Raw genomic sequence first — 23,538 nt, 5'->3', positions numbered from 1 at the left:
CCCGCAGGGCGTATACCACACATCCGGCGGGTTTTAAAGAGAGAAATAAAAAAGAGACCCCTCAGACCGGCTGAGAGGTCTATTCGTGAGCTGCCGCCTCATCTTTTATAAGTAAATCCTGGCTCTTGATCGTCATTAAATCGTTTTTTAAGTATTGGTCTCCCATTAAAAGTCTCATAGCCTGAGCGCGGATCGATTTTTCAATCACGTTTCTGACAAAGCGCCCGTTGCTGAATTTAATGGGGCTTGTCGTGCTTTTCACTGTCATTAAGTAATCTTTTAACTTCCACTCGGCTTCCTGGCTTAATTGATACTCCCGCTCTGCTATCATGCGCTTTGCGATGTCCATCAGCTGAGTGACAGAGTAATCCGGAAAATCGATGCTGATAGGGAAACGCGATTGCAGGCCGGGATTTAATGACAGGAAATGTGTCATTTCTCTCGAGTACCCTGCCAGGATCAGAATAAATTCATGCTGTTTGTCTTCCATATGCTTGAATACGGTTTAATCTTTTATGTTGATTATCAGAAGCCTCTTCCGGTTCACCCTCAGTAAAATCAACTGTTTGACTCCTGTCCTCATTTAGTGTTTTGTTCTTCCAAACAACCTCCATATGATCGTCATCATACAATGTGACCTTCTCAATGAAAAAGTCTAAGAAATTTCTTTTTTCACTCATTGATAAATCCTTGTCAACCATTTCTGCAAATGAATTCATGTACTTGATTGTTTGTTCGTTTCTGTCCTCCACTTTCTTGTTTGCATTTAACTGCGATTGCAGTATTTCTAATTCATTTTCAACATGTTCTTTATTTAGCTCTAATGGCCGTGTTAATTCATCGAACATACTTTCTTTTATTTTTCCTTTACCAAAGAGGATTACGTAATTGGCTATTTCGGAATCGATTTCCTCATGTTGTTTTTGTAACCGATTAATCTTGATTTTTATGTCCTCAATACTTTTTTCATTAGATGCTTCTTCTAAGAATTGATCCAAGAATTTTTTCGGATTCTTAATCAGTTTCTTAAACCATTTCCAAAAAACTTCGTCTACAATGTCTACTCTCCAGTTCTTTCCTTTGCATTTAAATAGCTCTTTGCCATTTTGATATGCTTTTGTGCTTTTATTACAACATGAATAATACTTATAAATGCCTGATTTCGTTTTTGACGTTATTCCGGATCCGCAAGACCCGCCACAACGACCACATACCGCTTTTCCTTTTAATAAGTAATCTCGTGTTGATCGACTTCTTCCTTTGAAATTCGCTTTTAATTGTTTAATGATTTGATCTCGGGTCTCATGATCCCACATTGGAGGAATTTTAATAAGAATCCATTCATCTTTAGGTGTTGCAATTTGCTTTTTCTTGCCGTTTACTTGAACCACTTTTGACTTACCGTAATAAAAGTCTCCAGTGTAGTCTTCATTTTGTAGCATCCTGCTTACCGTAGACTGGAACCACGTTTTACCATTCGGAGCTGCCACGCCCCTTCTGGAAAGTTCTTTGGCAATTTCATTTGAAGATAATTTTTTATTTAGCAACATATCCTTCATCTCTAACAATATTTCTTTTTCCTCTTCATTGTACTCTGGAAGGTCTGTTACCGTATTAAACTTGTAACCGTACAACCTTTTAAATGAAGGAAACTCACCTTTCTTTGCTTTTGCAAGGCGTCCACGTTTTGAGTTAGCATGTATTTTCGCTTTGTTGTATTGGGCAATAGATCCTTGAATGTTGTACATTAGCATTGATTCAGGATCATTTGGATTCACTTCAAACTCGATAAACTCAATATCAACGCCCATCCCCCAGATTCTCCGTGAAATAACCCCTTGTAAAGTGTTATCCCTTGTTAAGCGATCTGGGTGAAGAACTAAAAATTTCTTACCTAATCCCTTTTGGAGTAAATAAAGAGCATGATTTAGAGCCGGTCTATTAGGATCATCGCCCATTCCACCTGGTTCAACTAAAGCAATCAGCTCACTGTCCTTGTAACCGAATTTGCTCATAGCCCTTTCTTTGCACCTATCCAACTGTGACTCAATTGAGAAACCTTTTTTAGCTTGATCTGTGGTTGATACCCTTGCATAAATTAGTGCATTTACTTTTCCAATGAGGGACATAATCTGCTCAGTATTTAATTTTTGGTCACCTTTTAATATAAGCAATGGTCATCTTTCCCCCTATTGTTTAATCTTTTACGTCTGTACATGTTAAGAAGTATACCATCATAATCGACGGTATACTTAAGTCTTAAGCTTTTTTGTACTTGTACATAAGCATTGCAGCAAAATCAAAAAACTCCTTGCCCCCCATTACCTCATCAATCCATTCACGCACACTCTCTGTTACTTCTGTGGTTACTTTGTAATTCTCTGGGCACTCTTTTCGCTTGCTCATTGATGTATCACCCCTATTGATGACTTGCCATCAATGTATGATTTATTGGGGTTGTCCAATGCATTGGATTTCTTAATCAAATCATCGCAAAGCTTGTTCAAGTAATATGTATAGTTAACTTTTTTCTTCATCCAACGGACTTCTGTGCCGATCTCCTCACATATGGAAATCGGAATACTGGACTTGTTTATTTTGTTTTTATATGTATGTGGCAACTGATTTTCAGCTATGTTCTTATATGTAAGGAAATCATTAATATGTACGAAATAAACTTTGTTTTCTGGCTCTCTAAATTGAAACAGAAAACCAGGAATTATGTTTGGATACTGCGTTGCCTCTTTTAAGTGTTTAATCTGTTGTGGCTTGATGATCTTTTCACTGAAAGATACAGACTTGTTCTTTGTTGATTTAAGTTCAAAAGGAAAAAGATAACCTTTAAAGTGCAGGAAGCAATCGTATTTGTTTTTTGATACAGCTGCTCCCCTTTTCAAAAACATTGGGTTAACATCTTTAATTCTATAGAAGAACAGGTTTTGATCTGCAGCTGATTTTTCTATATTTGCTTCAAAAACCTTGCCTTGGTTTGTACCTCCCAATCAATCACTCTCCTAAAATATTGAAACCAAAATTGAAATTAGAATAAACCTTTGCTACACTGTTTTATGTTAATTAATATTGAAAGAAGTGTTCGAAATGAAGCAATGGACGCCCCTGCGCCCTCGTTTAAATGAATTAATGTTTGAATATGACCTCACAGTTGATGACCTTTTCAAACGTACAGGATACCCCAGACAACGTATCCACGATTATATAAGTGGAGCTAAAGCAAACATGAACTTGGCTACAGGCATGACTTTTGCTGATGCCATTGGCTGCTCAATTGAAGAGCTGTACGAATGGAACCATGAAGAAAGAAGAAAAGTTAAATCTTAATCCCTTTCCGAGCCCACCTGATTTCCTGCATTAATTCTTCATTGTTATCTGAAAGGTTGATTAGGTTACGGTGGGCTCTTTCGTATTCTTTGTTCTCGAGAGCTTCTTTCACCGTACCCATTTGTCTTTCCATTTTGTTGAACAGTATTTGAATAGTTTTATATTCTTCAGCTATTACCATCCACCTCTAATTCTCTTATTTTATTTTTATCCTAAAATTAGTTTTAATCTAACTTGTAAATTGTCACATCGTAGTCCCCGAAAATGGATTCGATCATTTTGTTTACCTCATTCCAATTTCCACCTGCCAAACCGCACCCGATTCCATAAGGCAAGGCAATGGATCTTCTATTTGTCATGGCTGAGGTTTTAATTAGCTCTAAGCCACACTTTAAAGCCTCATAGTCAGTGAATACCCTTCCTCTTCCATAAGAGAGTTGTCCAAAGATATGGGCGATAATCTTTCCGTCATGCTCTTTTACTTCTCGAACCTTTCCCAACAAGTCAGGCTTGTACACTACGTTGTCGCACATGTATTTATAAACTCTGTATGCAGATGGATACTTTTCTTTGATTTGCTTCGCCAATCCAGCCCCCATAACTCCTTGACAATTTACTTGATGACAAATAATATCTTCAGAGGCATTTAAAATATTGCCATTTACAACTTTAATCAAAAAACCATTCCTTTCTTTTTAAAAATAGTTGAGAATTTATTTTTTTGAGTTCTGTTAAGAAAACTAATTTTCTAAGTATCTTATACATATTTGAGCTATTGACTCGGATAAACATCATATCCTTGTCGTTTATATGATCTAAAATGCCATTTTGTCTATGATTATCATTTATTGCAACCGAATTGCGCTTATGATATTCTTCATCGTACTCAATAAATATTTTTAATTCAGGTATAAATAAATCAACAAAATAGTTTAACACCCTATATTGTGGTTCAACTTTTATGCTTGGCATTAATTTTTTCATTAAAGTGATAAACTGATTTTCAGAAAAAGTCTTTGGCATATATCTTTCCTTATCATTATCACTCATGTAATCTAGCATTTGAGTTGCTTTTATGTAATTTTTTCTTGTACACGTCTTAAGAAGTTCTAATACAACCTCTCTAGACACTACATACATCTTTTGTTGTTTATTTTGTGAATTAATATAGAACGATGTTTTTATAAATTCATTTGGACTATTTAGTGATATCAGCATTCTTTCAGCTATAAGTCTTACTTTTTTCAATATATCTTTATGATCGTTATCCAATCTTCTTGAAATTTCAAGAGTGCTTATGTAAAAGGATTCCGCCTCAGAAATAGACTCTTTCTCTTTACTATCCATTGATTAGGAAAATTCCTCTCCTTTCCTCAAAAGCTCGTTTAAACGCTCAACTTCAGCAACCAACCATTCAGCATAACTAATGTGAATTTTTATCACCCTTGTTGATCTAAATTGTCTAGACATTACTTCAACAAATTTCTTAACTTCATCAAATTCAATCTCTTTCATTAAACTTACCCCCTTCTAAATGAAATCAACATTTTATCAATAATAAAACTCCATTAACGCATCTCTTCCTGCTCTGTTCAATAATTCAATATCGAAAATTACATCTCTTCCCTTTAATTCGTTGTAATGATAATTAGGGCCATGCTTTTCATTGTAATGAGTGAAGGAGATGTTATGAGAAGTATATACGTCATAACGATTTTTCAAAATAATCAACATTCCATTTATCTCAATTGCTCCGATTGAAACATTGTTTAGCATTGTCCTACTGGGTAAAGAATGACTTAGTACACTTCTAAGTTCTTCGAATTTTTCACTTCTCTTATAACCATAACTGTTCATATTGATCGTGCTCCTTTTCTGTATAAAATTAGAATTTTATTTTCCTTAAATTGAATAACCGCCGCATGCAACACACAAAACAAAAACGACTGCAATAGACAGGAAAGCTAGTATAAAAATACAACCGTATAAAAACCCATTTAAAAACCCATGTGTATACTCTTTTAACTTAATCACCTTCTTTTTTTAGAGCTTACTCACCTCTACCTAACTCAGATTAATAATTTTGATTGTAGGAATATCTTTTAATCTTGTCATGTTGTCATGATAAATAACTCCTACAGTCTCATCATGGAATTGCTTTTCGATAAATTGCTCAACTTTTCCGAGAGCTTCCACGAATTTTTGACTATTTAAAAAGCGAAAGTCAATTTGTCTTGAACTTATAGTTAGAAATAAACCGAGGTCTTCATGTACTCCAGAGGAGAATCCCATTACTGGTCTATCTAATTGCATATTGAAGTCGATTTCACAACGTTTAATTAACATTCGTAAGGGAAGCTTCTTGCTAAGAACTAATGAAAATGAATGTGACAATATGTATCCCCCTATCTAATCCCATGGTAAAGTGTGTGTTAATTCATGCTCCATGACCAATTGACATTTAAATCACCTCTTTTCAAATTAATGTGTATAATCTTAAAACATCTCCACACAATACAATTGAACAAGTTTGTTACATACTACTTTAGGAGATGATCATATGGCTCAACAATACAGATCAAACAACAGCAATGAATTACTAGTACCTCAGGCTGCTGGTGCCCTTGAACAAATGAAGTATGAAATTGCTTCTGAGTTCGGTGTGAACTTAGGGCCTGAGACAACTAGCCGAGCAAACGGATCAGTAGGTGGAGAAATCACAAAACGTTTGGTTCGCCTAGCTCAGCAAAGTATGAATGGACAATTTCATTAATGTATGAGGGGAGTAATCCCCTCTCTTTTATGCTCCTTTCCCAAACCCGTACACCTGCTAAATTCTTCTCTCAACCATTTATAAATTTTTTCTCTGACCTCTGTGTCATTCCATCTCCATTCTTCTGCTAACAAATGAATATCTTTCGGCAGGTGTTTATGTATTTGAACAATAGATGTTGGGTCTGGTTTTTTGCCATAATAATCATAATAACAATCGAAAATCTGGTCATACGCATCTTCGTCTATCCACAAATAATGACAAACAGCACATCCTGAAATTCCCTTTGGACAAGGTATTTTAATTCTATACCTGCCATTGATTTTCTCCATAGCTCACTATCCTTCTCTTTAAAATACAGATTTCATATTAACTTAGTCCTAATAACTAATTTCTTTTTTATCCATCACTTTTCGGATTATTCGCTCATGTTTCGATCGCTTTCTTTTATCGCTGCCTTTCACTCTTGGTTTTTCAAACATTCCATCGCAAGTCCAATCATATCCGCTATACTTTTTAAACACCGTCGTCTTCAGGCGTCTGTGGTACGTCACTCACCGCCCACCTCTTCGCGTGAGTCGTCGATGATTTTTGCATAATGCGATGGGTACTGTATAATCCTTCCCGGCAAATGCGCATTTAGACTTCCTGCTTTTAAAGAAATAACGGGCTTTTTCTCTATTTCTCCGCTATCTAATGTAACTTCTATAACATCGCCCACACGAACCTCAGTCGGCTGCGGAGCGTTCAAGTATTCGTCCGGCACCGTCAATCCCAACGCACGTCTTAGCGCAATCGCCTTTCCGATATGAACGTTGAAACAGTCATCAGGTGCGGCTTTTGCTCGGCCGACATGAATGGGTCTACCTGATATGAAACCGAAACGACCGATAGGATAGATTAATGCGCTTACCTTCCGCTTGTTGGAACTGACCTTAAACTCAACCGAATAATAATACTCTCTATACGTTAAATTTCCGAGGCTGGTAGATCTTGACGACTGCTTTCCGTACGCCTTCAAATTCTCAACGTCCGCCTTTGCCATCTCAACGATTTCATCACGGCGGGCTTGGGCGCTTTTCTCCGGCTTCCATAAACGTTCCTCTAGCGTTGTACAGACCGGAGTCGTTACCGTATTTACATCGCCAGATATAATAACAACATCTTGATTCGTTTTTGCATAGTGAACAACGAATCTATAAGAATACGCGCCGCCAATAACAATATCTCCAAAACGAGATTTATAGCCTAAATATTTATCGTCCTTCTTTTCAAATACCGTATTTGCATTATTGATCACCGCTTGATTTACGTTTTCCATCCCCTATCTCCTCCGCTTCCAATTAAATTAATTTGATTCTCAATTTCATCAATAAACCTCTCCAAAGCTTCTTCATCAACCATTACTTGTCCAACCTGGACTTTGATGATTTCTTTCATTCGGCCATCCATATTTCTAAACTCTTCTGCTTGCTGCACAGTAAACATTGCTCTGTATTTCTTTATGTACAAAAGAAAATCTTTAAGTACTCCGATCTCCCCAATTTTGTGGAGATTGAAATCTTCTTGTTCCACTTCTAGCCGGAGTAAAGCTGCTTCCTTTTCTAAAACATCAATTTCAAGCTGTTCTTTCTTTGACAACAATTCTCGCTCTTTTTGTTGCAATTAATCACCTCCTTATAAGGATTCAATATGTATTCACAAGGTGAATGTAGATCATGTCTTTAAACTGATTCATACTTTAAATGCTTGTTTTTCTTTTTGCTAATTTTATATTCGGCAATCTTCAGTGACTCAAGAGTCCATCCATTATTGTTTAAGCTTCCGAAAAGTGTGTTCAATAATTGGAGCTCTTGTTTTAAGCTTCTTCGCTTTCTCAATATCTTTTGACCTTTTAATGAAAGATGATATCCCTCTGATGCATTAAATTTGTCCTCTTCCAACTTGTGATAAAATTCATTGAGCTCTTTATCAACTTTCCCCAGCTCTTTATAAAGGTTATCAATTTCATTTTGAAGTCGTTGTTTAGTCTCCTCAATTGCAACAAGAGGTTTGGAAATGGAAACAAGATAATCTTTTGCAGTTTTCATATCGTCACTCCTATTTATTATTTTATTTTTATTCTAAAAGTATGTAAAAAAAAGACAAGCTTTTAACTTGTCTTTATCTTATCATTCAACTTCTTAAAAGTCTATAACTATTTTATTTTTATCCTTAAATTATTTTGAGTAAGTCACAAATGAATAATTAAATGTGGTATTGTTGTTTGCTTTTCTGTGATCCTTTTCAATTACTCTCCAATCGTCATTTAACCTTGGAAAATATGAATCTGCCTTCGCAGCGACTGAATCAACAATCGTTAAATAAACCTTATCAGCATGTGGTAAGAATGCCTCGTATATAGCACATCCTCCAATGACCATTACCTCTTCATCTTTATCCAGCTGTCCTCGTACAAGCTTTAATACATCGTTAACCGAATGATAAACAAATGAAGAGTGACCAGGCTTGAAATCTTTATTTTTAGTCAATATGATATTCCTTCGGTTTTGAAGTGGTTTTCCTGTAATGTTTACGATTGATTCGTATGTAAGCCTTCCCTGTATACACAGCTTTCCTGTAGTGAGTTCTTTAAAGTGTTTCATGTCTTCAGGAATATGGTAAAGCAGATTATTTTCATATCCAATGGCCATTGATTTGTCGCAGCAAGCAATAAGAGATAGCATTATACTGCTACCTCAAAGTAAAGCTTGTCTCCATGCTTATAATTAATCAGCTTGAAATCGTTAATTGTGAAATCATAGAAGTCCTTTACATCTGGATTGATCCATAGTTCAGGTGCTTCATATTGCTCTCTGTCCATTTGAATTTTTAAATTGTCTATATGACGAGTGTACACGTGACAGTCTCCAATATTGAAGATATACTCACCTAGATCATATCCAGTAACTTGAGCAATCATACGCTGCAATACATTGTACTGGAATACATTAAACGGATTCCCGAGCGCGAGATCATTACTGCGACAGAAAACTTCTAAATGCAACTTCCCGCCTTTTACAAGCCATTGAGTACCATAAACACAGGGCGTCAATGCCATCGAGTCTAATTCATCAGGATTCCAAAGCGTAGTAATATGTCTGCGTGATGATGGATTATTTTTCAACTGATGAAGAAGATAATCAACCTGATCAACCTTTTCTCCGTTTAGTATTCTGTTCTTCTTACCAAGCTGATAGCCATATGCTTTGCCGATCGTGCCGTCTTCTTGTTTCCATTGATCCCAAATATGTACGCCCATCTTGTTTAACTCATTAACATCATTTGATTTAAGCTGCCATATCCAAAGCAATTCCTTGATTGCTGTTTTCCAGGCTACTTTTTTAGTCGTTAAAATCGGTACTTCGGAATTATCAAACCGCAATTGCTTACTGATTACACTTAGTGTATGTGCTGGTGTTCCATCTGTATCCCACTTGGTTCTCACATCGAATTCTTCGTCGGATACTCCATTATTAATTATGTCATTTATGATTGTGTTGTACTGTTTATCAAATTGAGTCATATTTCTATTCTCCTTTATCTAAACCAACTGATAATAAAGTTAACCACGAAGACAATATTACCGCAAACAAACAACATGTACACGAACTTGTTTTGTTTATTGTTTGAGTCACCGTCCAAAACATCAAGAATTTTAAACATTGTTAAACCGGTATAAATTAAAGCAAAAGCTGTCCAAGCTAACATTAGCAAGTTACCGTGCGTGATCAGTCCAATAGTAGCCAAGGGGATAATGAACGAAATCCCCTTGAACAATGTAATGGCATATACTAAGTTCTTATTCTTCTTCAGTTCTTTATATGGTGAATTAGAAAGCATATGCGTAATTTTAGCGTATACATTCTGTTCTCCTCGTGAAATGAGTATAATTTCATTAATATTTAATGCAAATAAGTATGCTGCAAGTATTAACGTAAAATATGTAATTACAATACATCTCCTTATTTTATTTTTTAGAGCAGAGGAATTAAATCCAACTGCTCTGTTTAAGTTTATCGATAGATTGTGCCGTAGCAGTTTCTATGACACCATTCAGCATTACCATGAGTTTGGTACATACATTGTTGAAAACATCGTTCAGCACTATTCAAGTAAGCAATGTATGGTGAAAATTGTGGCAAGTAATTCAAAGTATACAGCGACGGTGTGTACCATATTGGATATTGTCTAAACACATTAAGACCTCCAGTTGTTCAAAGTATTCAATGTATTGTATTTAAGCTCACACCCAATCGATACTTGTCACTGTTTATATAGGCATGTTTAAAATTCAAACATCAATCAAAAAGCTCGCCGGCTCTCTTCATGTCTTTGATTTCTTCACTTACACTTTCTTTGATTGTATGAGGTAGCTGGGCAATTCCTCGTTGTATTCTTTTCTGACCTGTATTTCTTATATGTAAAGTTAATTCTTTAAACCCTTCCATTGATTCATCTGAAATTAAATCAAACTGATGTTGAATCTTAGCTAATAAGCTTATGTATTCTTCTTCATCTTCACTGAATAATGACAATCCTTTTTCAAGCTCAGCAATTTTATGAAGATGTTCTTTAATTTTATCTACATAATTGTTCACTGAATCTCACCTCACTTTTCTATAAAAGTCTTCTTTTATTTAGTCCTTTTTCCTGATTATTGGTATAATATACTTGTCTTAAAATTCCCAATATACGAAAAGGTGGTAATATTTAATGAGCATTACTCAACATCCTATTATTCAAGGTTCCATTAAAAATGTAGGCTTCCATAGCAAGAGCGAATTTACCTACACATATGAAATGGACAAGGAAATTCTTCATGTTTATGACAACTTAAAACATAAAAGCACATCTGCCATCAACTGCATTGAAGAAGTTATTTCGTTGCTAAAAGAAACACTTCAACCAAATAAAACTGGTGTTAGTAGGATTTTAGAAGTAATTAAAAATGCAATCTCACCAACTTCTCCATTTAAGAAGGTCATTATTTATACGGAGATGGATGAATTTACATCAGACTATACCAATAAAGGTCAGCAACTTAATATTGCCGCATATATTCCCGAGCAAAAAGACTTTAATGGCTGGGATGATTCAGAGCTTTACCAATTGTATTGCGATAATGCCAAACAAGAAGCAAAAGCTTAATTAAATTCTTAAGAACAGGGTACTTTATAAAGAGTCCTGACTGCGACCCTCCACTGGAAAGACATACATCATTAGACCTCAGTCAGGACTTGACTTGTATTACTTAGTTCCTGTTGATCCGTGACCACCTCGATCATTGTTGCCTAAATGATCTACCTCAATCAATTCAACTGCAGGCATCTTCTTCATGATTCTGAACTGACAGATACGCTCTCCTTTTTTAATTTCTGTATCTCGTAATGCATAAGCCGGAAAGAACCATAAATCATTGTCTCCCTTGTACGACTCATCAATAACACCCATTGAGTTTGTTTCAATGATGCCAAAGTTTTTAAATGTACTTGAACGTGGAACAACATGAGCCTCATATCCTTCTGGCAGCTCCATTGCCACTCCTAACGGAATAAGTTTAAATTCGTCCTTTTTGATGGCTACATCTTCAGCTGCTCGAAGATCAATCCAATCCCCTTGCTCAATTTTGCTGATTCTCGTTTGAGTTTCGTCTAGATATTTGATTTTAATTTGCATTAAGTATTATCTCCTTTAATTTATGTTGTTTATTTTTATTCTCTTATTCCTACTTAAGCTCAACGTTGGAACTCTGATTTTTTAAACAATTTCCCACTGTCCTAAATCCAATCCCTCTACTGTATGGGGAGATATTTCATCACACCATATAACTGGCGTACTAGTATTGTCTGGCATATCTCCATAAACTGTGTAAATGCAATTAGTTTCAAAATGCCAATCCCCTCTTAGGCATTTAAGTTTGTCTCCAATCTTTATTAACGATTTTTGTTCTTCTGAAATTTCAAACAACCTCCCTTGCTAACTTATCAAGCTCATCGGGCTTAAAGCCAATGCTTCGTTTTACTTCCTCTCCTTGATCACTCAGCAGAATGGTTACCGGTACTCCCATGACACCAAATCTTGCTGCTACTTCTGGTTCCTGTGTAACGTCAACTGTCTCAAATTGAATATTTGCTTGTTTTAAGTAATTGGACACCGTTTTACACGGATTGCAATTAGGCTGCTCTAATTTAATTAATCTCATTGAATACATCCTTTCTCGGTAAAAATGAAATCAGAATCCTTTAATGGCTCAACAGTTGCTTTTTTGTACCCATTTCCTTTAGTTGAAAAGAAGTCATGGGATTTAGTCTTTGTGCTTAATCCATTAATAACAATTGGGTTAACGTCTTCTTCCTCAAACAGATGATCGAATCCAAGATTGTTTAATGCTTTATTTGCATTGTATCTGATGAATTTCTTTACATCTGTAGCTAAACCAACCTGATCATAAACATCTTCTGTATACTCCAATTCATTTTCATAAAGCTCCTGTAGAAAGCTTAAAGCCCATCCATACAATTCTTTTTGCTTCTTAGGAGTTTGATTCTTATATATCTCCTGTGCTAATAAACCGACGTAAACGCCGTGCAGTGCTTCGTCTCTAATACCTTTAGTTCAACCGAGTTCGCTACTCTCAGCTCGTTGCCCTGTCGCAACCGCCTTACGTTACCGTAAGGAGCAGACTATATCATCATCCCTGTAGGATGCCTCCCGTTTCGATTTAAGGGGTTCTCACCCACGCCAATAGCTTGCGCCCTACTCGTTTTGCGGAATTTCGCCGCCTATGCGATAGTCGTTGAACGTTCTATGCGATCCCATAAAGTCTTCCATCTTCTATTATGTCGAATCAGACTAACGTAACGAGGATGAAGGCTGTATTTTTCACCAGCTTCAACATTATTCATTCCAGCAAGCAAATCATAGATTAAATTTGTTGCCTCTGAGTCTGTGAGCTTTGACATTGAATTACTTTCTCCAGGTTGTCCTGACATTAATCCAATTTTCATTGCATGTAGAGTATTTTCTTTAGGTGTAACTATCTCTAAGTTCCGAACGTGATTGTTTAGTTTATTTCCGTCTATGTGGTTTACAAACATTCCTTTTGGTATTTCATGAATAAAATATTTCGCGACTAACCTATGTACTAAAAAGTTCTGTGTTCCTCTTTTCGGATGCGTGTATCCTATCATTTCATAGCCATGTGGAGTAATAAATGTCTTTCTTGGCTTCTTTAATTTTTTTGATATGATAACTCCCGTTTCCGTTATCCACCAAGGCGCTTCTTCGACTTCTTTCCTTATCATTTTCACCTCCTTTGGGTTCGCATAGCTTCGCTGCTGATTGTCCTAAAAAGGATTTTCCAGCAATTAGAGAGGTTCGCATTTGCCGTTGCCGACAAAAGGGACTATTAAATAATCAGGTTAATGATCTCACCGCTCTGCATGAGCTTCCCTTGTCCATAAAAGTAAAGTGGATAATAAAACCCTGAGTAAAACAAGAAACTCTCCAGAAACACAGATGCAACCATTGCTTTGAATAAGGAAATATCATCGTTTTTCTCAACTGCTTTATAAATTGAAACAATTGTTCTTGCTTTCTTTTGAAGAAACTTATTGTTTTTCACCCATTCGAAGACTTCATTGATCTTCTCGGTTGGAGCCAAAGTTAGAAAGATGTTGCTGTAAGATTTCGCATGGACAGCATTTTCCATCATGGCCATAAAGTTTAATACTGCTTTTCTTTGATGCCCTTCAACGTGCTCGGCCACAATCGGCATACCCGTGTTCCCCTGCTCTGTATCTAATAAGGTAAGCCCAGCTAAAACTTTCATATAAGTGTCTTGTTCCTTTGTTCCAAGATACTTCCAAGTGAGGAGATCGCCGTTTAATGCGATCTCTTCGGGAAGCCAGAACTGCTTCACATTTTGGTTGTAAAACATCTGGGTGAAATCATCTTCATGCTTTGACCAGTTTGCTGCGTCATAAATTTTTGTCAATTATTCGTCCTCCTTAACTTCTGGAACTCCAATAGCTACTGCAAGGTAATAACAATAAAAGAAGAAAACATTTCGATCTTTCTTAAAAAATATAGGAATCCGTCGTTTTCTTCCCTTCTCATACCAAACTGTTTCTCCTAACGCAAATACAAGTCGAAAGCATCCAAGGCTAATATATAGATATCGAAAGACTTCACCGACTTCTGTGATGCGTTTGTCCGTATAGATATTTAAACAACGCATGACAAGCAACCCTCTTGAGTTGTATCCTTCGTTCGAGCATAATACAGCGTTTTAATACCTTTGTGATGCGCATATAAATCAATCCGGTTTAAATCTCTTGTCGTCATCGTATCCTTCAAGAACAACGTAAATGAAATCCCTTGGTCAACGTGCTGCTGAATAGTGGCAATAAGATCAACTACCTTAAACATATCCATGTCGTATGCTTCCTTATAAAAGAACCAATTCTGAGCCGATAAACCTGGCATTGGATAATATGTCTTACTGTTTCCGTATGTACGTTCCTCGATTCTCTCCATAATAGGCATTACACCGGCCGTAGATGATTGAACATATGAGATGCTTCCAGTAGGTGCAACAGCTTGCCTATACGAATGATACAAACCATATTTCATCACATCCTCTTTAAGCTTCATCCAATCTTCAATGTTAGGAATATGTTGATCTCCAAATAGGCTTTTAACCTTTTCATATTTAGGGCTATAATCATTTGTCACGTACTTTTCGAAATACTCGCCTGATTTGTAGGTTGATCCATCAAACTTGTAGTATGTCTCCCCTGTTTCTTTTGCAATTTCCATTGAACGCTGCAAGGAGTAGAAATTAACCATCATAAAGTATGTATTTGCAAAGTCCTTAGCCTCTTCACTTTCATAAGAGATTTTATTTTGAGCCAGAAAACCATGTAGGTTCATCTGTCCTAGACCAATTGATCGCATTAGTGTATTTGCTCTCGCAACAGCTGGGGCATTTACAATGTTTGTTTTCCTTGTAACAGTTGTCAGCGAGTCAATTGCTATTCTGACCGTTGATGCAATTGATTGATTACTCATTACATTTACAATGTTCATGGATCCAAGATTACATGAGATATCTAATCCAATTTCATCTTCCTGATCGTAATCTGTATAAACTGATACTTGTGATGCTTGGAGTACCTCTGACTTTAATATTCAACGAAAGGCGCAACACTCTCGTCCGTTCTCTTATGAACTGCTTACGATCACTCGTAAGAATAGACTATATCATCGACCTATAAGGTCGCCCGCCGTTTCCATCGCCATATGCTTGCGATGTACTCTACTCCCTTACGCGTATGCGTGGTTTCGATAGTCGTTCGGCATTTCCGCAAGGTGCGGTTTAGCACGGTATTGTCTATTGAATAGAGTTTCACCGTTTAGACGGGTTTGCTACGATCATTGCTGACCGAAGGTGCTACAGTTAACACAAATTAGAAAACTTCACTTTTGAAATATGTTCATTTGGATGCACTTTATTTACATTGTCAGCAAACATGATATACGGATAGCCAGATTCACTTCTTAGAATGGCCAATTGCTCCAACAACTTTCGAGCATTTCCTTTGGCTTTTCTAACCCTAGGGTTTTCAACAAGCTCATCATACATTTTATTGATGTCCATCTCATCAAGATACTGTCCATATTCTTTGTAAACTGAATGAGGATAGAACATGTAAAAATCCTTATCTTCTCTTGCCAATTCAATAAATTTATCAGGAAGAACTACACCAATAGACAGTGTTTTAACTCGGACATCTTCATCAGCACTTATTTTTTTGGTATCCAGGAAGTCTGTGATGTCTGGATGGAATACACTTAGATAAACTGCTCCTGACCCTTGTCTTTGCAGACCATTCAGACGTGTTCGCTAAGCACGCCCCGCCATACGGCTGCTTCATGTTACCATGAAGGTTAGACTATATCTTCACCCTCTAAGGGTGCCTCCTGTTTCGACTGCCAATAGCTTGCAGCCTACGCCTTTCGGCTAGTCGTTGCACGTTCAAGACGTTTGATCTAAGTGTTTCCACTTTTGCCGCAAACAGATTTTTTTAATGATTGTTTTACTCGCATATGTATGTATTTCAGAGAGTTCTTTAATGGACTTACCACTTTTAAAATCATTTAAAATTGACAGTGCTTGAATTTCAGTAATTTTAGCCTTTGGGCTTTTTTCTCCAATCAAAAGCAGTCCATGTTTTAAAGCATGCTGAGCATTTCCTTTTGGTGTAACCCACTCTAAATTTGAGAGCTTTGGATTCGCTTTGTTACCGTCGATATGATTTACATAAGGCAAATTTTCAGGATTAGGTATAAAATTGAGTGCAACTAACCTATGTACTCGTTTACCGACCTGCTTACCTTCCTTATATAAGGTCACTTTTACATATCCTTCACCATCAATCTTAGTCTTTAAAACAGTGTTCTTTTTCAAATTAATCACTCTGCTATGATTTGTAATCCCGTACCCAGGGAAATCAGGAATTGGAGTAACTATCTCTCCCTTCATTAAAACAAAGGGAATTTGTGTTTTCCTTAGCCCCATCTTTATTACACGGTGATTAATTGCTTCTCTGGAAACGCCCAATTTTTCTCCTATTTCTTTGGCAGTCATTGAACTATAATTTTCGCGAATAAAATTCTCATCAATATCTAACTTGTTATGCGGTCGTCTTGCTTCGCTCATGATTGTCCCCCTTTATTTTGGCTTGTGATTGACCCAAACCATCTGAGGAGTTCCCATGAATTAAAGAGGTTTTCGATCGCCATTTCTGACGAAAGGGGCCAAATCAACCCATTTGGTCAGCGTAACGGAACGCATTATCAAGAAGTTTCATCACGCCTACGACACCTTTTGTTACATTTTCCACATCTTTAATGGCTTCGCCTTTGGCTCTTAATTTATTTAAGTTTAATGCTACGCCACCGCCTAACTTAGACAGTTGCATTGAAATATCAATAGCACGTGAAATATCATTCAAACTGTCACCTACTTCAAGTAGGAAGCAACTGACCATTTCACCCCTTCGCTTACGACCTGCATTAATGAAAGCCGGCGTAGCTGGTTGATACTCTTGTTTCATCATAGTACGCACATTCTTAACCGCTTTCTCATAGTCTCCACCTGCGAAATATAAAGCTACAATTGAGACACGATCCTCGTATCTCTCCAGGATCTTTGTTTTGTCGTTTGTCTTCAATGCATAGTCATTGTAGAACTTAAAGGCACTCATGAAAGATGGGAATCTGAATTTGTAACTGTAAGCAATTTTAAAAATCGATTTAATCTGTTCAAATGTGTATTCGCTTAAGAATTCATCTTCGTAATAATCATTTTTAATCAGATAATCCAGTTTCTCTTTCAAGTCATGGAAAAAGACTGTATTTTGATTAATGTAATCAACAAAGTAGCTGTGTACTGCCTCCTTATCCTTATCAAATTGAAACTTCCCGTCTTTCTGAATCATGATCTCATTATTGAGCTTGATCCACTTTGGTATTGTGTTTGTCAATAAGTTGTACCTCCCGATTAATCTTCTGCAAGTCTTGTTTTGTTCCACTTAGTTCAAACTTTAATAACAATGGTACGTGGAACATTGCTGAAAGCTTGTCCCCAGCTAAACCATAGTTATCACCCCAAGCCTTGTTACCACTCACAGCAACTCCTTTTATTTTATTTTTATTCTTAATAATAAAATTAAAAGTCCTTTCAGGTACTTCCCCAAAGCCTATCGTATATGTAATATGTATGAATTCTTCTTCAACGATTAAGTCATCTGTAATTTCAATGACATCGAAGTTTAACTCCCTTTGTAATGCTTGGGCAAACCTTTTCACGTTACCTGTCTTGCTTTCATATGTAATAATCAATATTCTTTATATTCCCCGTTAACTAAGCTGTTTGTAGTTGTTTCTGCTTCATTTTCAGCATAATGGAATGCTTCAGACATTTCTAAATTAATATCTCCCATTTCCATGTAACCTTTGGCCATTTTAGCTTTTAAATCAGAAAGCTCTGACATTGGTACTGGGATATAATCTGCTTTCTGCTCTTGTGTGATAACCATTTGATCCCCTTCAAAATTGGTCGCAATCAGCTCTCCTTTTAAAGCAGTGTAAGAACCACCATTCTTCATATGTACTTGCGTATTTTCTTTTGCTTCATCCAAAGTTACAAAGTGACTGCGCTTCACGTATAACTGTTTAGCAGCTCCCATTCCACAACTCCCTTTTCTTTATTTTTTGTTTTTATCTTTGTCATGTCTTACGTCTAACTTATCCATATCATTGAGAATATGGTCAATAACAACATCGCTGAACTTACCGTAGACCTTATATCCAATTAATTTGCTTCTCAAATCTCTCCACTTTCTTGCTGCACTCATTTTGCTTCCCCTTCCTATGAAACTGTGATTTTATCCACAAATAACTGTAGCCTGTTTTGGTTTATCAATGTATGGATCAATCGTTTTACTCAAAATATGCTCCAAAGTTTTGTATCTACCTTCCTTATTTTTTTGGAAACATAGGAGTTCTCCAATATCCTCCAAACTAATGCTAAAAGGATCATTACGTACTTTTTCTTTAAATGCAGTTAATTCACTGAATTTATCTTTGAATTCCATAAGTTGTTCTTGATCCAACTTATCGATTTTATAACCAAGCATTTCAACAAGTTCCAATCTTCTGTATTCAATTAGTTCCCTTAATTTTGATCTCAGACCCAAGAACTTTTCATCTTTTCTCTGCTCATCAATAAACTCTCTAATATTCATTTTCCTCATCCTTTCTTGAAGTTAAAGTTTTTTATCTACAATGCTTTTAATGTTTTGTAATGTTTGTTTATACTCGCTATCCAAGCCATCTACATCTAATTTTGTTGAGACTCGATAGTTTCCTGAGTTGTCGTACATTGTTATGAAAGCTTCCGTATCATCCTCTTTAGCACTAAAAGTGATATCATGAGCCTCAACCTGATCTGCACCGTTTTCTTGCTTTAATTCTTCAATATAGTCTGGCTGCATCATGTTGAATAACTCTTTAACTGTGGTGAATTTTACTTGTTCTAATAAGCTATCTTCTTTGTATTCAAATGTCTCAAAATAAAGATTGAATGTTATATAGCCTTCTACTAAATTTCCATGTTTAGTGTATTCCAGTCTTCATCATCCTTTCCTGTTCTTTGAAGTTTATTGATACTTTCATACAGCTCCATGAGCTCATTTAATCTTATTTCCACTTCTCCAAAATTGTATCGGCTTTGAAGAAGCAACACTCTTTCCCTTAATAGAAGCAACACTTCACTAACAGCTTTATCACGACCAATTATTTCTGCCATTGAATTTGTTTCTTCAATCGATTCTTTGGTATATTTTCCCTGTCTTTGACTTATTCCCAGATGAGTTCACCTCCTTGTATTTTTATCCGTTACAGTAAACTGCCCTCGATAAGCAACACCATTTCTTCGTCATTAGAAATCTCTTCAAGAACCTGTTTAAACGGCATAAGCTCTTTATCTTCTCCTGAAGCCCTTCCTTGTCGTATTGCCGCATAAACTTGCCCAACTTCAGTCATCTCATCACTTAATTCCCCGTTATCATCAGCAACTTCTTTTGTATACAGCTTCATTGCCTTTTCTTTTGAATAAGCTTTAATTAACGCATAATAGGGATCGCTCACTTCAAAATACTTCATAACGGGTTTTTCAACTTCCAATTCCTCAACGTAATCGCCTTTAATTTTCACATCATCAACACCGTTTTCGAGCAAATGATCTACGATGTCCTTGCCTAGTTGTTCTAACGCAGCCCCTTGAACAGATTCACTTTCGTCATTAAACCCTTCATGAGCGTAACAAGTTGCTTTTATTTTAAAAACTGCTGCTTTAATTCCCATAACCAATTCTCCTTTTATTTTGTTTTTGTGAATCTCTTAATCTCTTTGCCATCAATAATCACTTTTCCAAAGAATATTTCTTAAGGTCTTGCCCAAAGAGCACCGTCTTGGTCTTCATATGTAACCAGCTTTTCTTCTATTTCAGTGTGAATGACCTCTCCAATAATCTTGTAAATCCCACCTTTATAGTGTTTATAATGACATCCGATAAAATCAAATGTGTCTATTGTAGCTTTCCTCCTTAAACTTCCTCTAAATGCAACACAAGAACATTTTTATATGGATCTAATTGAATTTCATTACTTGTTTCTTCACCATCAATCCTGAAGTTAATTAGCGTATCTCCATTAAAATCAAGTTGGTCTTGCAACGCTTTAATTACATCACTAACTTTAGGATTAATTAATTTCCCATTGATCTCATCATAAGCCATTACGTCTTCCCCCCTTACCTCTTTAAAATCATCCTTTTAATTAAAATTTATAACTCCATCCCAGCTTTCCAATTCTTTAATATCGTTATTAATTTCTTTGCTTCTTAATAAACGTTTTCTTGCAGCTCTTGCAGACTCTTCAAACGCACCTTTAAGTGTCTGGGCACTTCCGAAGAATGGATTGCCTCGGTATACAACTTTGTTTTTTTCATTGTCCTTAACCACAACTTCGTCTATTAACCACTGTCCGAGGCGACTGGTTTCTTTGGCAAAGAATGTGATTCTAAATTGATATCCATCAATTACAACAAGTTTTTCAAAACTTTTCATTATTCGCCCCTCGTTTTCAATGAAATAAAACTTTTAATTAAATTTCAATCAACTGCATCATATCTAACCTTTGGATAGGTTGTTTTCATATAAACTTTTTTCATGCACAATGGGCATTGAAACGGATACTTCGGCGGGTTTGATGTGAGCATCATATTTGAAAATACAAGCTCTGGAGCTTTATCACATTCATCACAATGTAACGTCTCTCTAAAAACATTAACTTTCTGAGATTTAATCATTTTCAGATGCCTCCTTTTTTTCATTACGACAATATATTTGCCACCACTTTATTTTTAAATCTCCATTTTCCAAAGCCCTTAAATTATTGTGAAGGTTGTCGGGATGAATTCCAAAAACCATTTTTCCTTTAATGAAGACAGCCGCCCCTTCATTTTTATAAAAATCATAAGACAGCTCTCCGCTGTAGTCCTCCTCTTCTAATACCGTAAAATCATTAGATAAAGCATTATAGTATGCAATTCGATTTTTCTCTGAACTTCTTACAAAATCAACGACTGTTGAAATTTGTTTTTGAGTTTCTCCCTCATACTTATTGCTGTGTTTGTAATGACATAATAAATTTTCAAATTTATAAAGCTCAGCTTTTCCAATCGTTTTGACTAACTCCTTTAATGCAGTCCCAACCTTATAATTAAGTATAATATTATTCATTCAAAATTCCCCTTTGTCATTCTTTAATTTAGAAAACCAAAACCTCTTCCACCAGGAAGTTTTACGTTTTTCTTCCTCTTTAAAGCGTTCATAGTTTTCTTTAACTTGCTGATTCCATTTCTCTATTTTTTCTTGTGTTTGAATCGCTTTTTCAAGGCTCTCTTTATCTTCAATTGTTTTAATGACCTTGTCAGTCTGATATGTCCATTCATTTTTTGTGTTGCGCTGCCTGTCTGTTACGACTACATATTCGTTAAACCCTGGGATATACACTTTCCCTTCGACTTCAATTGGGTCTAAGTCGATGATCCCTTCAAAAAATGTCTGATATTCACATTGCTGTTCAATTGGTACAAGGGCATCACACAGGCCTAATGTCCAACTTTTCTTAATTACCTTCCCTTCAAATGTTGCTTTATGGCGTCCCACTCATTCACCTCCTTATAAGGATGTCTTTAACGTTACATTTCATTAAATGCATTTATTGCCACCAATAGCTGTTTGGCCTCAACTTCTGCCATTTGATCTCCAATTTGTACCTTTACCCATGTATCTGGATAATCAATACTCTTAGTTGCCAGGAGTTTCAGAGTTTTCCTGTTTACTCCTCTTAATGTGAATTCGGATGTAATGTCTCTCATGGTTTTCCCCTTTCTTTATAAAAATTGAATTTTATTTATAATTGATTGCTTTAAATAGCCTCTTACAGCCTAGGCTCAAAATTTTCACGTCCTAGTGGAATTGATTCCAAGAGTGTTTTGCTCCCGTCTTCATTCCACTTATAAAGATAAACACCATAATTCAACCCATTTTTGAAATATCTTTTACTTGCATATTCATATAGCTTTTTCTTTGCTTTTTCCTCTTTTTCAAATTGCATTGAGTAATGCCCACTATATGCTGAGACATTTGCTACATAAGGCTTTTGCATATTATTAATTTTAGTAATATTAGACTCAACATCTTTCAGTTTCTCTTCTAAAATCCTTTTCTCTTTCTCTAGCTTTTCTTTTTTCTCTTTTAAAGATTGTGTGTTGGCCATTTACTCCACCCTTTCTTAAAACAGTGATCTCTGATTGTTCTAATTTGTCGTATACTGCGCTTGCCCGGGAAATTATGAATATTTCCGTTGATTAAATTTCCCCTCTAACTCTTCATATGTAGCCCTAAATGGTGAAATAACTTCATGCTCCCCAACTTGTAAATACTTAAATCCTGTTACATATCCTTTCTTATATACTCTATCTACATAGACGGTTTCATTTGCATCTAGCCGGTTATCCCAATAACCGTTTAGTCTTGTTTTAGCCATTTATACCTCCTCTTTGTATTCATACGCCTCTTGAACTGCATTGAAGTCTTCTTCTAAAACATCTTTTGCTACTTGGCACCAATATCCTAAATCACTAACCGCTTCAGCTAGTTCATTAATTGCTTGATCCTGAGTAATTTGTTTTGAATCTAATATCCAGCCCCCATTAACAGTTCTTTCTAACGTATGAGCACCTTTTTTATGTAAACAAACTTTCAATTTATCCATTTAACATCTCTCCATTTCATTTGAATCTCGATAAAAGGAATATTTTATTTTTACTCTTAAAGTAGTTGTAAGTAACCCAATGTCTTTTCTAATTTCATGTCTTTACAATTTTCAATGCATTCTTTCTTGATTGCTTCTCCACATTCTTTATGTACCGCGAATTCCTTATATTCTTTGTTGTCAGCTATTCTTATGTAATAAACTATGTCGCCAATGTGATCCTTGCATTTAACACACTCCAATGCATCACCTCGCTTCCTATATTTCTAATATACTCGCATCTCATCAATTAATCAATAACTATTTTATTTTTATTCTAAATATTTTTTAAAAAGTAGGAGAGTTTCCTCCCCTACAGTACAATAAGGCTGCTGCTAATGGTTTTGAGTTCGTTTATGAAATACACGAACGATTATTGCTGCTATGAAGAATAAGGCAAACAACCCAAAAGCCATTGATCCATCCTTTAAAATT

General features: G+C 35.9%; 40 protein-coding genes and 6 pseudogenes. 3 read left to right on the top strand and 43 right to left on the bottom strand.

Features of this window, described 5'->3' with window-relative positions; all coding sequences use genetic code 11:
• Positions 1-79: 79 nt before the first annotated feature.
• From ACNFN4_RS19890 to ACNFN4_RS19875, 4 genes and pseudogenes are all read right to left on the bottom strand, one after another.
• A pseudogene (locus ACNFN4_RS19890) lies at positions 80-505 on the bottom strand (stage V sporulation protein K); the annotation flags it as partial.
• The gene (locus ACNFN4_RS19885; RefSeq protein ID WP_029974580.1) at positions 471-2,174 is read right to left on the bottom strand and encodes a recombinase family protein; all 1,704 of its coding nucleotides are present in this window, start codon (positions 2,172-2,174) and stop codon (positions 471-473) included. The pseudogene ACNFN4_RS19890 and the gene ACNFN4_RS19885, both read right to left, overlap by 35 nt.
• Before the next feature lie 85 nt (positions 2,175-2,259).
• The gene (locus ACNFN4_RS19880) at positions 2,260-2,406 is read right to left on the bottom strand and encodes a hypothetical protein (protein WP_215532348.1); all 147 of its coding nucleotides are present in this window, start codon (positions 2,404-2,406) and stop codon (positions 2,260-2,262) included.
• Complete coding sequence (locus tag ACNFN4_RS19875) at positions 2,403-3,002, bottom strand: Holliday junction resolvase RecU (RefSeq protein WP_161512154.1); 600 nt, start codon at positions 3,000-3,002, stop codon at positions 2,403-2,405. The genes ACNFN4_RS19880 and ACNFN4_RS19875 overlap by 4 nt, the downstream gene beginning before the upstream one ends.
• 97 nt (positions 3,003-3,099) lie before the next feature.
• Between ACNFN4_RS19875 and ACNFN4_RS19870 the strand changes: the two genes are divergently transcribed.
• Complete coding sequence (locus ACNFN4_RS19870; RefSeq protein ID WP_014470254.1) at positions 3,100-3,339, top strand: helix-turn-helix domain-containing protein; 240 nt, start codon at positions 3,100-3,102, stop codon at positions 3,337-3,339.
• A 224-nt stretch (positions 3,340-3,563) separates the two neighbouring features.
• On the opposite strand, the gene ACNFN4_RS19865 is transcribed toward ACNFN4_RS19870, so the two are convergent.
• From ACNFN4_RS19865 to ACNFN4_RS19845, 5 genes are all read right to left on the bottom strand, one after another.
• Positions 3,564-4,016: a macro domain-containing protein gene (locus ACNFN4_RS19865; RefSeq protein WP_448200431.1), complete on the bottom strand. Its 453-nt coding sequence runs from the start codon at positions 4,014-4,016 to the stop codon at positions 3,564-3,566.
• Positions 4,009-4,686: a hypothetical protein gene (locus tag ACNFN4_RS19860; protein ID WP_160182744.1), complete on the bottom strand. Its 678-nt coding sequence runs from the start codon at positions 4,684-4,686 to the stop codon at positions 4,009-4,011. Before ACNFN4_RS19860 ends, ACNFN4_RS19865 begins: the two co-directional genes overlap by 8 nt.
• A 3-nt stretch (positions 4,687-4,689) precedes the next feature.
• Entirely contained in the window at positions 4,690-4,854 is a 165-nt protein-coding gene (locus tag ACNFN4_RS19855) for a hypothetical protein (RefSeq protein WP_160182745.1), read from the bottom strand.
• A 36-nt stretch (positions 4,855-4,890) separates the two neighbouring features.
• Positions 4,891-5,196: a hypothetical protein gene (locus tag ACNFN4_RS19850; protein ID WP_448200430.1), complete on the bottom strand. Its 306-nt coding sequence runs from the start codon at positions 5,194-5,196 to the stop codon at positions 4,891-4,893.
• Positions 5,197-5,403: 207 nt separating this feature from the next.
• Positions 5,404-5,733 carry a hypothetical protein gene (locus tag ACNFN4_RS19845; RefSeq protein WP_094295867.1) on the bottom strand — a complete coding sequence of 110 codons (330 nt, stop codon included), beginning with the start codon at positions 5,731-5,733 and terminating at the stop codon, positions 5,404-5,406.
• 166 nt (positions 5,734-5,899) lie between these two features.
• Here ACNFN4_RS19845 and ACNFN4_RS19840 point away from each other — a divergent pair, with 166 nt between their 5' ends.
• Positions 5,900-6,112 (top strand): alpha/beta-type small acid-soluble spore protein, encoded by a 213-nt coding sequence (locus tag ACNFN4_RS19840; protein WP_094295866.1) that lies wholly within the window; start codon positions 5,900-5,902, stop codon positions 6,110-6,112.
• Here ACNFN4_RS19840 and ACNFN4_RS19835 read toward each other — a convergent pair.
• From ACNFN4_RS19835 to ACNFN4_RS19805, 7 genes are all read right to left on the bottom strand, one after another.
• Positions 6,109-6,444 (bottom strand): hypothetical protein, encoded by a 336-nt coding sequence (locus ACNFN4_RS19835; RefSeq protein ID WP_448200429.1) that lies wholly within the window; start codon positions 6,442-6,444, stop codon positions 6,109-6,111. The two genes, ACNFN4_RS19840 and ACNFN4_RS19835, sit on opposite strands and share 4 nt — an antisense overlap.
• Before the next feature lie 218 nt (positions 6,445-6,662).
• The gene (locus ACNFN4_RS19830; protein WP_448200428.1) at positions 6,663-7,433 is read right to left on the bottom strand and encodes a hypothetical protein; all 771 of its coding nucleotides are present in this window, start codon (positions 7,431-7,433) and stop codon (positions 6,663-6,665) included.
• Positions 7,421-7,777: a hypothetical protein gene (locus ACNFN4_RS19825; RefSeq protein WP_448200427.1), complete on the bottom strand. Its 357-nt coding sequence runs from the start codon at positions 7,775-7,777 to the stop codon at positions 7,421-7,423. Before ACNFN4_RS19825 ends, ACNFN4_RS19830 begins: the two co-directional genes overlap by 13 nt.
• Positions 7,778-7,836: 59 nt before the next feature.
• Entirely contained in the window at positions 7,837-8,202 is a 366-nt protein-coding gene (locus tag ACNFN4_RS19820; RefSeq protein WP_448200426.1) for a hypothetical protein, read from the bottom strand.
• Positions 8,203-8,331: 129 nt separating this feature from the next.
• On the bottom strand, positions 8,332-8,838 hold the full coding sequence (locus tag ACNFN4_RS19815; protein WP_448200425.1) for a dihydrofolate reductase: 507 nt from the start codon (positions 8,836-8,838) through the stop codon (positions 8,332-8,334).
• Positions 8,838-9,677 carry a thymidylate synthase gene (locus ACNFN4_RS19810; protein WP_448200424.1) on the bottom strand — a complete coding sequence of 280 codons (840 nt, stop codon included), beginning with the start codon at positions 9,675-9,677 and terminating at the stop codon, positions 8,838-8,840. Before ACNFN4_RS19810 ends, ACNFN4_RS19815 begins: the two co-directional genes overlap by 1 nt.
• 775 nt (positions 9,678-10,452) lie before the next feature.
• Positions 10,453-10,752, bottom strand: a complete 300-nt coding sequence (locus ACNFN4_RS19805) for a hypothetical protein (protein ID WP_448200423.1) — start codon at positions 10,750-10,752, stop codon at positions 10,453-10,455.
• Between the two features lie 115 nt (positions 10,753-10,867).
• On the opposite strand from ACNFN4_RS19805, the gene ACNFN4_RS19800 reads away from it, so the two are divergent.
• On the top strand, positions 10,868-11,302 hold the full coding sequence (locus ACNFN4_RS19800; RefSeq protein WP_064778443.1) for a hypothetical protein: 435 nt from the start codon (positions 10,868-10,870) through the stop codon (positions 11,300-11,302).
• A gap of 99 nt (positions 11,303-11,401) precedes the next feature.
• On the opposite strand, the gene ACNFN4_RS19795 is transcribed toward ACNFN4_RS19800, so the two are convergent.
• The 27 genes and pseudogenes from ACNFN4_RS19795 to ACNFN4_RS19665 all read right to left on the bottom strand — a co-directional run bounded on the left by ACNFN4_RS19795 (position 11,402) and on the right by ACNFN4_RS19665 (position 23,064).
• Positions 11,402-11,830, bottom strand: a complete 429-nt coding sequence (locus ACNFN4_RS19795) for a dUTP diphosphatase (RefSeq protein ID WP_448200422.1) — start codon at positions 11,828-11,830, stop codon at positions 11,402-11,404.
• A gap of 81 nt (positions 11,831-11,911) precedes the next feature.
• Positions 11,912-12,121, bottom strand: a complete 210-nt coding sequence (locus tag ACNFN4_RS19790) for a hypothetical protein (RefSeq protein ID WP_448200421.1) — start codon at positions 12,119-12,121, stop codon at positions 11,912-11,914.
• Positions 12,114-12,356, bottom strand: coding sequence for a thioredoxin domain-containing protein (locus tag ACNFN4_RS19785; protein ID WP_448200420.1), 243 nt, complete (start codon positions 12,354-12,356; stop codon positions 12,114-12,116). The genes ACNFN4_RS19790 and ACNFN4_RS19785 overlap by 8 nt, the downstream gene beginning before the upstream one ends.
• Positions 12,353-12,760, bottom strand: a pseudogene (locus tag ACNFN4_RS19780) (ribonucleotide-diphosphate reductase subunit beta); the annotation flags it as partial. The gene ACNFN4_RS19785 and the pseudogene ACNFN4_RS19780, both read right to left, overlap by 4 nt.
• A 176-nt stretch (positions 12,761-12,936) precedes the next feature.
• A complete protein-coding gene (locus ACNFN4_RS19775) occupies positions 12,937-13,458 on the bottom strand; it encodes an HNH endonuclease signature motif containing protein (protein WP_448200419.1) in 522 nt (173 codons plus the stop codon).
• Positions 13,459-13,565: 107 nt separating this feature from the next.
• Positions 13,566-14,150: pseudogene (locus ACNFN4_RS19770) on the bottom strand (ribonucleotide-diphosphate reductase subunit beta); the annotation flags it as partial.
• Between the two features lie 230 nt (positions 14,151-14,380).
• Positions 14,381-15,337, bottom strand: a pseudogene (locus ACNFN4_RS19765) (ribonucleotide-diphosphate reductase subunit alpha); the annotation flags it as partial.
• Between the two features lie 280 nt (positions 15,338-15,617).
• Positions 15,618-16,040, bottom strand: a pseudogene (locus ACNFN4_RS19760) (ribonucleotide-diphosphate reductase subunit alpha); the annotation flags it as partial.
• A 153-nt stretch (positions 16,041-16,193) separates the two neighbouring features.
• Positions 16,194-16,877 carry an HNH endonuclease gene (locus ACNFN4_RS19755; protein ID WP_264818652.1) on the bottom strand — a complete coding sequence of 228 codons (684 nt, stop codon included), beginning with the start codon at positions 16,875-16,877 and terminating at the stop codon, positions 16,194-16,196.
• Between the two features lie 106 nt (positions 16,878-16,983).
• Positions 16,984-17,703 (bottom strand): annotated as a pseudogene (locus ACNFN4_RS19750) (ribonucleotide reductase N-terminal alpha domain-containing protein); the annotation flags it as partial.
• Positions 17,666-18,061, bottom strand: coding sequence for a class Ib ribonucleoside-diphosphate reductase assembly flavoprotein NrdI (gene nrdI / locus ACNFN4_RS19745; RefSeq protein ID WP_448200418.1), 396 nt, complete (start codon positions 18,059-18,061; stop codon positions 17,666-17,668). The gene nrdI and the pseudogene ACNFN4_RS19750, both read right to left, overlap by 38 nt.
• Positions 18,058-18,408, bottom strand: coding sequence for a hypothetical protein (locus tag ACNFN4_RS19740; protein WP_022553148.1), 351 nt, complete (start codon positions 18,406-18,408; stop codon positions 18,058-18,060). The genes nrdI and ACNFN4_RS19740 overlap by 4 nt, the downstream gene beginning before the upstream one ends.
• Before the next feature lie 18 nt (positions 18,409-18,426).
• Positions 18,427-18,576 carry a hypothetical protein gene (locus ACNFN4_RS19735; RefSeq protein WP_020954075.1) on the bottom strand — a complete coding sequence of 50 codons (150 nt, stop codon included), beginning with the start codon at positions 18,574-18,576 and terminating at the stop codon, positions 18,427-18,429.
• A gap of 30 nt (positions 18,577-18,606) precedes the next feature.
• Positions 18,607-18,966 (bottom strand): hypothetical protein, encoded by a 360-nt coding sequence (locus ACNFN4_RS19730; protein ID WP_326156187.1) that lies wholly within the window; start codon positions 18,964-18,966, stop codon positions 18,607-18,609.
• A gap of 21 nt (positions 18,967-18,987) precedes the next feature.
• Complete coding sequence (locus ACNFN4_RS19725; RefSeq protein ID WP_448200417.1) at positions 18,988-19,218, bottom strand: hypothetical protein; 231 nt, start codon at positions 19,216-19,218, stop codon at positions 18,988-18,990.
• Positions 19,219-19,322: 104 nt separating this feature from the next.
• Complete coding sequence (locus ACNFN4_RS19720; RefSeq protein ID WP_448200416.1) at positions 19,323-19,529, bottom strand: hypothetical protein; 207 nt, start codon at positions 19,527-19,529, stop codon at positions 19,323-19,325.
• An 89-nt stretch (positions 19,530-19,618) separates the two neighbouring features.
• Positions 19,619-20,086, bottom strand: coding sequence for a hypothetical protein (locus ACNFN4_RS19715; protein ID WP_448200415.1), 468 nt, complete (start codon positions 20,084-20,086; stop codon positions 19,619-19,621).
• Positions 20,087-20,166: 80 nt separating this feature from the next.
• Positions 20,167-20,295 (bottom strand): DUF1653 domain-containing protein, encoded by a 129-nt coding sequence (locus ACNFN4_RS19710; RefSeq protein ID WP_448200438.1) that lies wholly within the window; start codon positions 20,293-20,295, stop codon positions 20,167-20,169.
• Between the two features lie 32 nt (positions 20,296-20,327).
• Entirely contained in the window at positions 20,328-20,519 is a 192-nt protein-coding gene (locus tag ACNFN4_RS19705; RefSeq protein ID WP_448200414.1) for a hypothetical protein, read from the bottom strand.
• A 36-nt stretch (positions 20,520-20,555) separates the two neighbouring features.
• On the bottom strand, positions 20,556-20,849 hold the full coding sequence (locus ACNFN4_RS19700) for a hypothetical protein (RefSeq protein ID WP_014470225.1): 294 nt from the start codon (positions 20,847-20,849) through the stop codon (positions 20,556-20,558).
• 44 nt (positions 20,850-20,893) lie between these two features.
• The gene (locus tag ACNFN4_RS19695; RefSeq protein ID WP_041482547.1) at positions 20,894-21,091 is read right to left on the bottom strand and encodes a hypothetical protein; all 198 of its coding nucleotides are present in this window, start codon (positions 21,089-21,091) and stop codon (positions 20,894-20,896) included.
• Entirely contained in the window at positions 21,084-21,524 is a 441-nt protein-coding gene (locus tag ACNFN4_RS19690) for a hypothetical protein (protein ID WP_022553144.1), read from the bottom strand. Before ACNFN4_RS19690 ends, ACNFN4_RS19695 begins: the two co-directional genes overlap by 8 nt.
• Positions 21,525-21,893 (bottom strand): hypothetical protein, encoded by a 369-nt coding sequence (locus ACNFN4_RS19685; protein ID WP_423734638.1) that lies wholly within the window; start codon positions 21,891-21,893, stop codon positions 21,525-21,527. It abuts the gene before it with no gap.
• 92 nt (positions 21,894-21,985) lie between these two features.
• Positions 21,986-22,165, bottom strand: a complete 180-nt coding sequence (locus tag ACNFN4_RS19680) for a hypothetical protein (protein WP_041482546.1) — start codon at positions 22,163-22,165, stop codon at positions 21,986-21,988.
• A 62-nt stretch (positions 22,166-22,227) separates the two neighbouring features.
• Positions 22,228-22,566: a hypothetical protein gene (locus tag ACNFN4_RS19675; RefSeq protein WP_021493493.1), complete on the bottom strand. Its 339-nt coding sequence runs from the start codon at positions 22,564-22,566 to the stop codon at positions 22,228-22,230.
• Positions 22,567-22,638: 72 nt separating this feature from the next.
• Positions 22,639-22,836 (bottom strand): hypothetical protein, encoded by a 198-nt coding sequence (locus ACNFN4_RS19670; protein ID WP_021493494.1) that lies wholly within the window; start codon positions 22,834-22,836, stop codon positions 22,639-22,641.
• Complete coding sequence (locus tag ACNFN4_RS19665; RefSeq protein ID WP_448200413.1) at positions 22,837-23,064, bottom strand: hypothetical protein; 228 nt, start codon at positions 23,062-23,064, stop codon at positions 22,837-22,839. It abuts the gene before it with no gap.
• Positions 23,065-23,538: the final 474 nt, after the last annotated feature.

Source organism: Bacillus sp. N1(2025), assembly GCF_053470005.1.
Note: the sequence above shows the minus strand (reverse complement) of the source record. Positions and strands in the feature narration are given on the sequence as shown.

Coding starts and splice junctions, on each gene's coding strand:
- ACNFN4_RS19880 (WP_215532348.1), bottom strand. CDS start 2,406: ATGAGCAAGCGAAAAGAGTGCCCAGAGAATTACAAAGTAACCACAGAA.
- ACNFN4_RS19870 (WP_014470254.1), top strand. CDS start 3,100: ATGAAGCAATGGACGCCCCTGCGCCCTCGTTTAAATGAATTAATGTTT.
- ACNFN4_RS19860 (WP_160182744.1), bottom strand. CDS start 4,686: ATGGATAGTAAAGAGAAAGAGTCTATTTCTGAGGCGGAATCCTTTTAC.
- ACNFN4_RS19855 (WP_160182745.1), bottom strand. CDS start 4,854: ATGAAAGAGATTGAATTTGATGAAGTTAAGAAATTTGTTGAAGTAATG.
- ACNFN4_RS19850 (WP_448200430.1), bottom strand. CDS start 5,196: ATGAACAGTTATGGTTATAAGAGAAGTGAAAAATTCGAAGAACTTAGA.
- ACNFN4_RS19840 (WP_094295866.1), top strand. CDS start 5,900: ATGGCTCAACAATACAGATCAAACAACAGCAATGAATTACTAGTACCT.
- ACNFN4_RS19835 (WP_448200429.1), bottom strand. CDS start 6,444: ATGGAGAAAATCAATGGCAGGTATAGAATTAAAATACCTTGTCCAAAG.
- ACNFN4_RS19830 (WP_448200428.1), bottom strand. CDS start 7,433: ATGGAAAACGTAAATCAAGCGGTGATCAATAATGCAAATACGGTATTT.
- ACNFN4_RS19820 (WP_448200426.1), bottom strand. CDS start 8,202: ATGAAAACTGCAAAAGATTATCTTGTTTCCATTTCCAAACCTCTTGTT.
- ACNFN4_RS19815 (WP_448200425.1), bottom strand. CDS start 8,838: ATGCTATCTCTTATTGCTTGCTGCGACAAATCAATGGCCATTGGATAT.
- ACNFN4_RS19810 (WP_448200424.1), bottom strand. CDS start 9,677: ATGACTCAATTTGATAAACAGTACAACACAATCATAAATGACATAATT.
- ACNFN4_RS19800 (WP_064778443.1), top strand. CDS start 10,868: ATGAGCATTACTCAACATCCTATTATTCAAGGTTCCATTAAAAATGTA.
- ACNFN4_RS19795 (WP_448200422.1), bottom strand. CDS start 11,830: ATGCAAATTAAAATCAAATATCTAGACGAAACTCAAACGAGAATCAGC.
- ACNFN4_RS19785 (WP_448200420.1), bottom strand. CDS start 12,356: ATGAGATTAATTAAATTAGAGCAGCCTAATTGCAATCCGTGTAAAACG.
- ACNFN4_RS19775 (WP_448200419.1), bottom strand. CDS start 13,458: ATGATAAGGAAAGAAGTCGAAGAAGCGCCTTGGTGGATAACGGAAACG.
- ACNFN4_RS19755 (WP_264818652.1), bottom strand. CDS start 16,877: ATGAGCGAAGCAAGACGACCGCATAACAAGTTAGATATTGATGAGAAT.
- ACNFN4_RS19740 (WP_022553148.1), bottom strand. CDS start 18,408: ATGGGAGCTGCTAAACAGTTATACGTGAAGCGCAGTCACTTTGTAACT.
- ACNFN4_RS19735 (WP_020954075.1), bottom strand. CDS start 18,576: ATGAGTGCAGCAAGAAAGTGGAGAGATTTGAGAAGCAAATTAATTGGA.
- ACNFN4_RS19730 (WP_326156187.1), bottom strand. CDS start 18,966: ATGAATATTAGAGAGTTTATTGATGAGCAGAGAAAAGATGAAAAGTTC.
- ACNFN4_RS19725 (WP_448200417.1), bottom strand. CDS start 19,218: ATGATGCAGCCAGACTATATTGAAGAATTAAAGCAAGAAAACGGTGCA.
- ACNFN4_RS19720 (WP_448200416.1), bottom strand. CDS start 19,529: ATGGCAGAAATAATTGGTCGTGATAAAGCTGTTAGTGAAGTGTTGCTT.
- ACNFN4_RS19715 (WP_448200415.1), bottom strand. CDS start 20,086: ATGGGAATTAAAGCAGCAGTTTTTAAAATAAAAGCAACTTGTTACGCT.
- ACNFN4_RS19705 (WP_448200414.1), bottom strand. CDS start 20,519: ATGGCTTATGATGAGATCAATGGGAAATTAATTAATCCTAAAGTTAGT.
- ACNFN4_RS19700 (WP_014470225.1), bottom strand. CDS start 20,849: ATGAAAAGTTTTGAAAAACTTGTTGTAATTGATGGATATCAATTTAGA.
- ACNFN4_RS19695 (WP_041482547.1), bottom strand. CDS start 21,091: ATGATTAAATCTCAGAAAGTTAATGTTTTTAGAGAGACGTTACATTGT.
- ACNFN4_RS19690 (WP_022553144.1), bottom strand. CDS start 21,524: ATGAATAATATTATACTTAATTATAAGGTTGGGACTGCATTAAAGGAG.
- ACNFN4_RS19680 (WP_041482546.1), bottom strand. CDS start 22,165: ATGAGAGACATTACATCCGAATTCACATTAAGAGGAGTAAACAGGAAA.
- ACNFN4_RS19675 (WP_021493493.1), bottom strand. CDS start 22,566: ATGGCCAACACACAATCTTTAAAAGAGAAAAAAGAAAAGCTAGAGAAA.
- ACNFN4_RS19670 (WP_021493494.1), bottom strand. CDS start 22,836: ATGGCTAAAACAAGACTAAACGGTTATTGGGATAACCGGCTAGATGCA.
- ACNFN4_RS19665 (WP_448200413.1), bottom strand. CDS start 23,064: ATGGATAAATTGAAAGTTTGTTTACATAAAAAAGGTGCTCATACGTTA.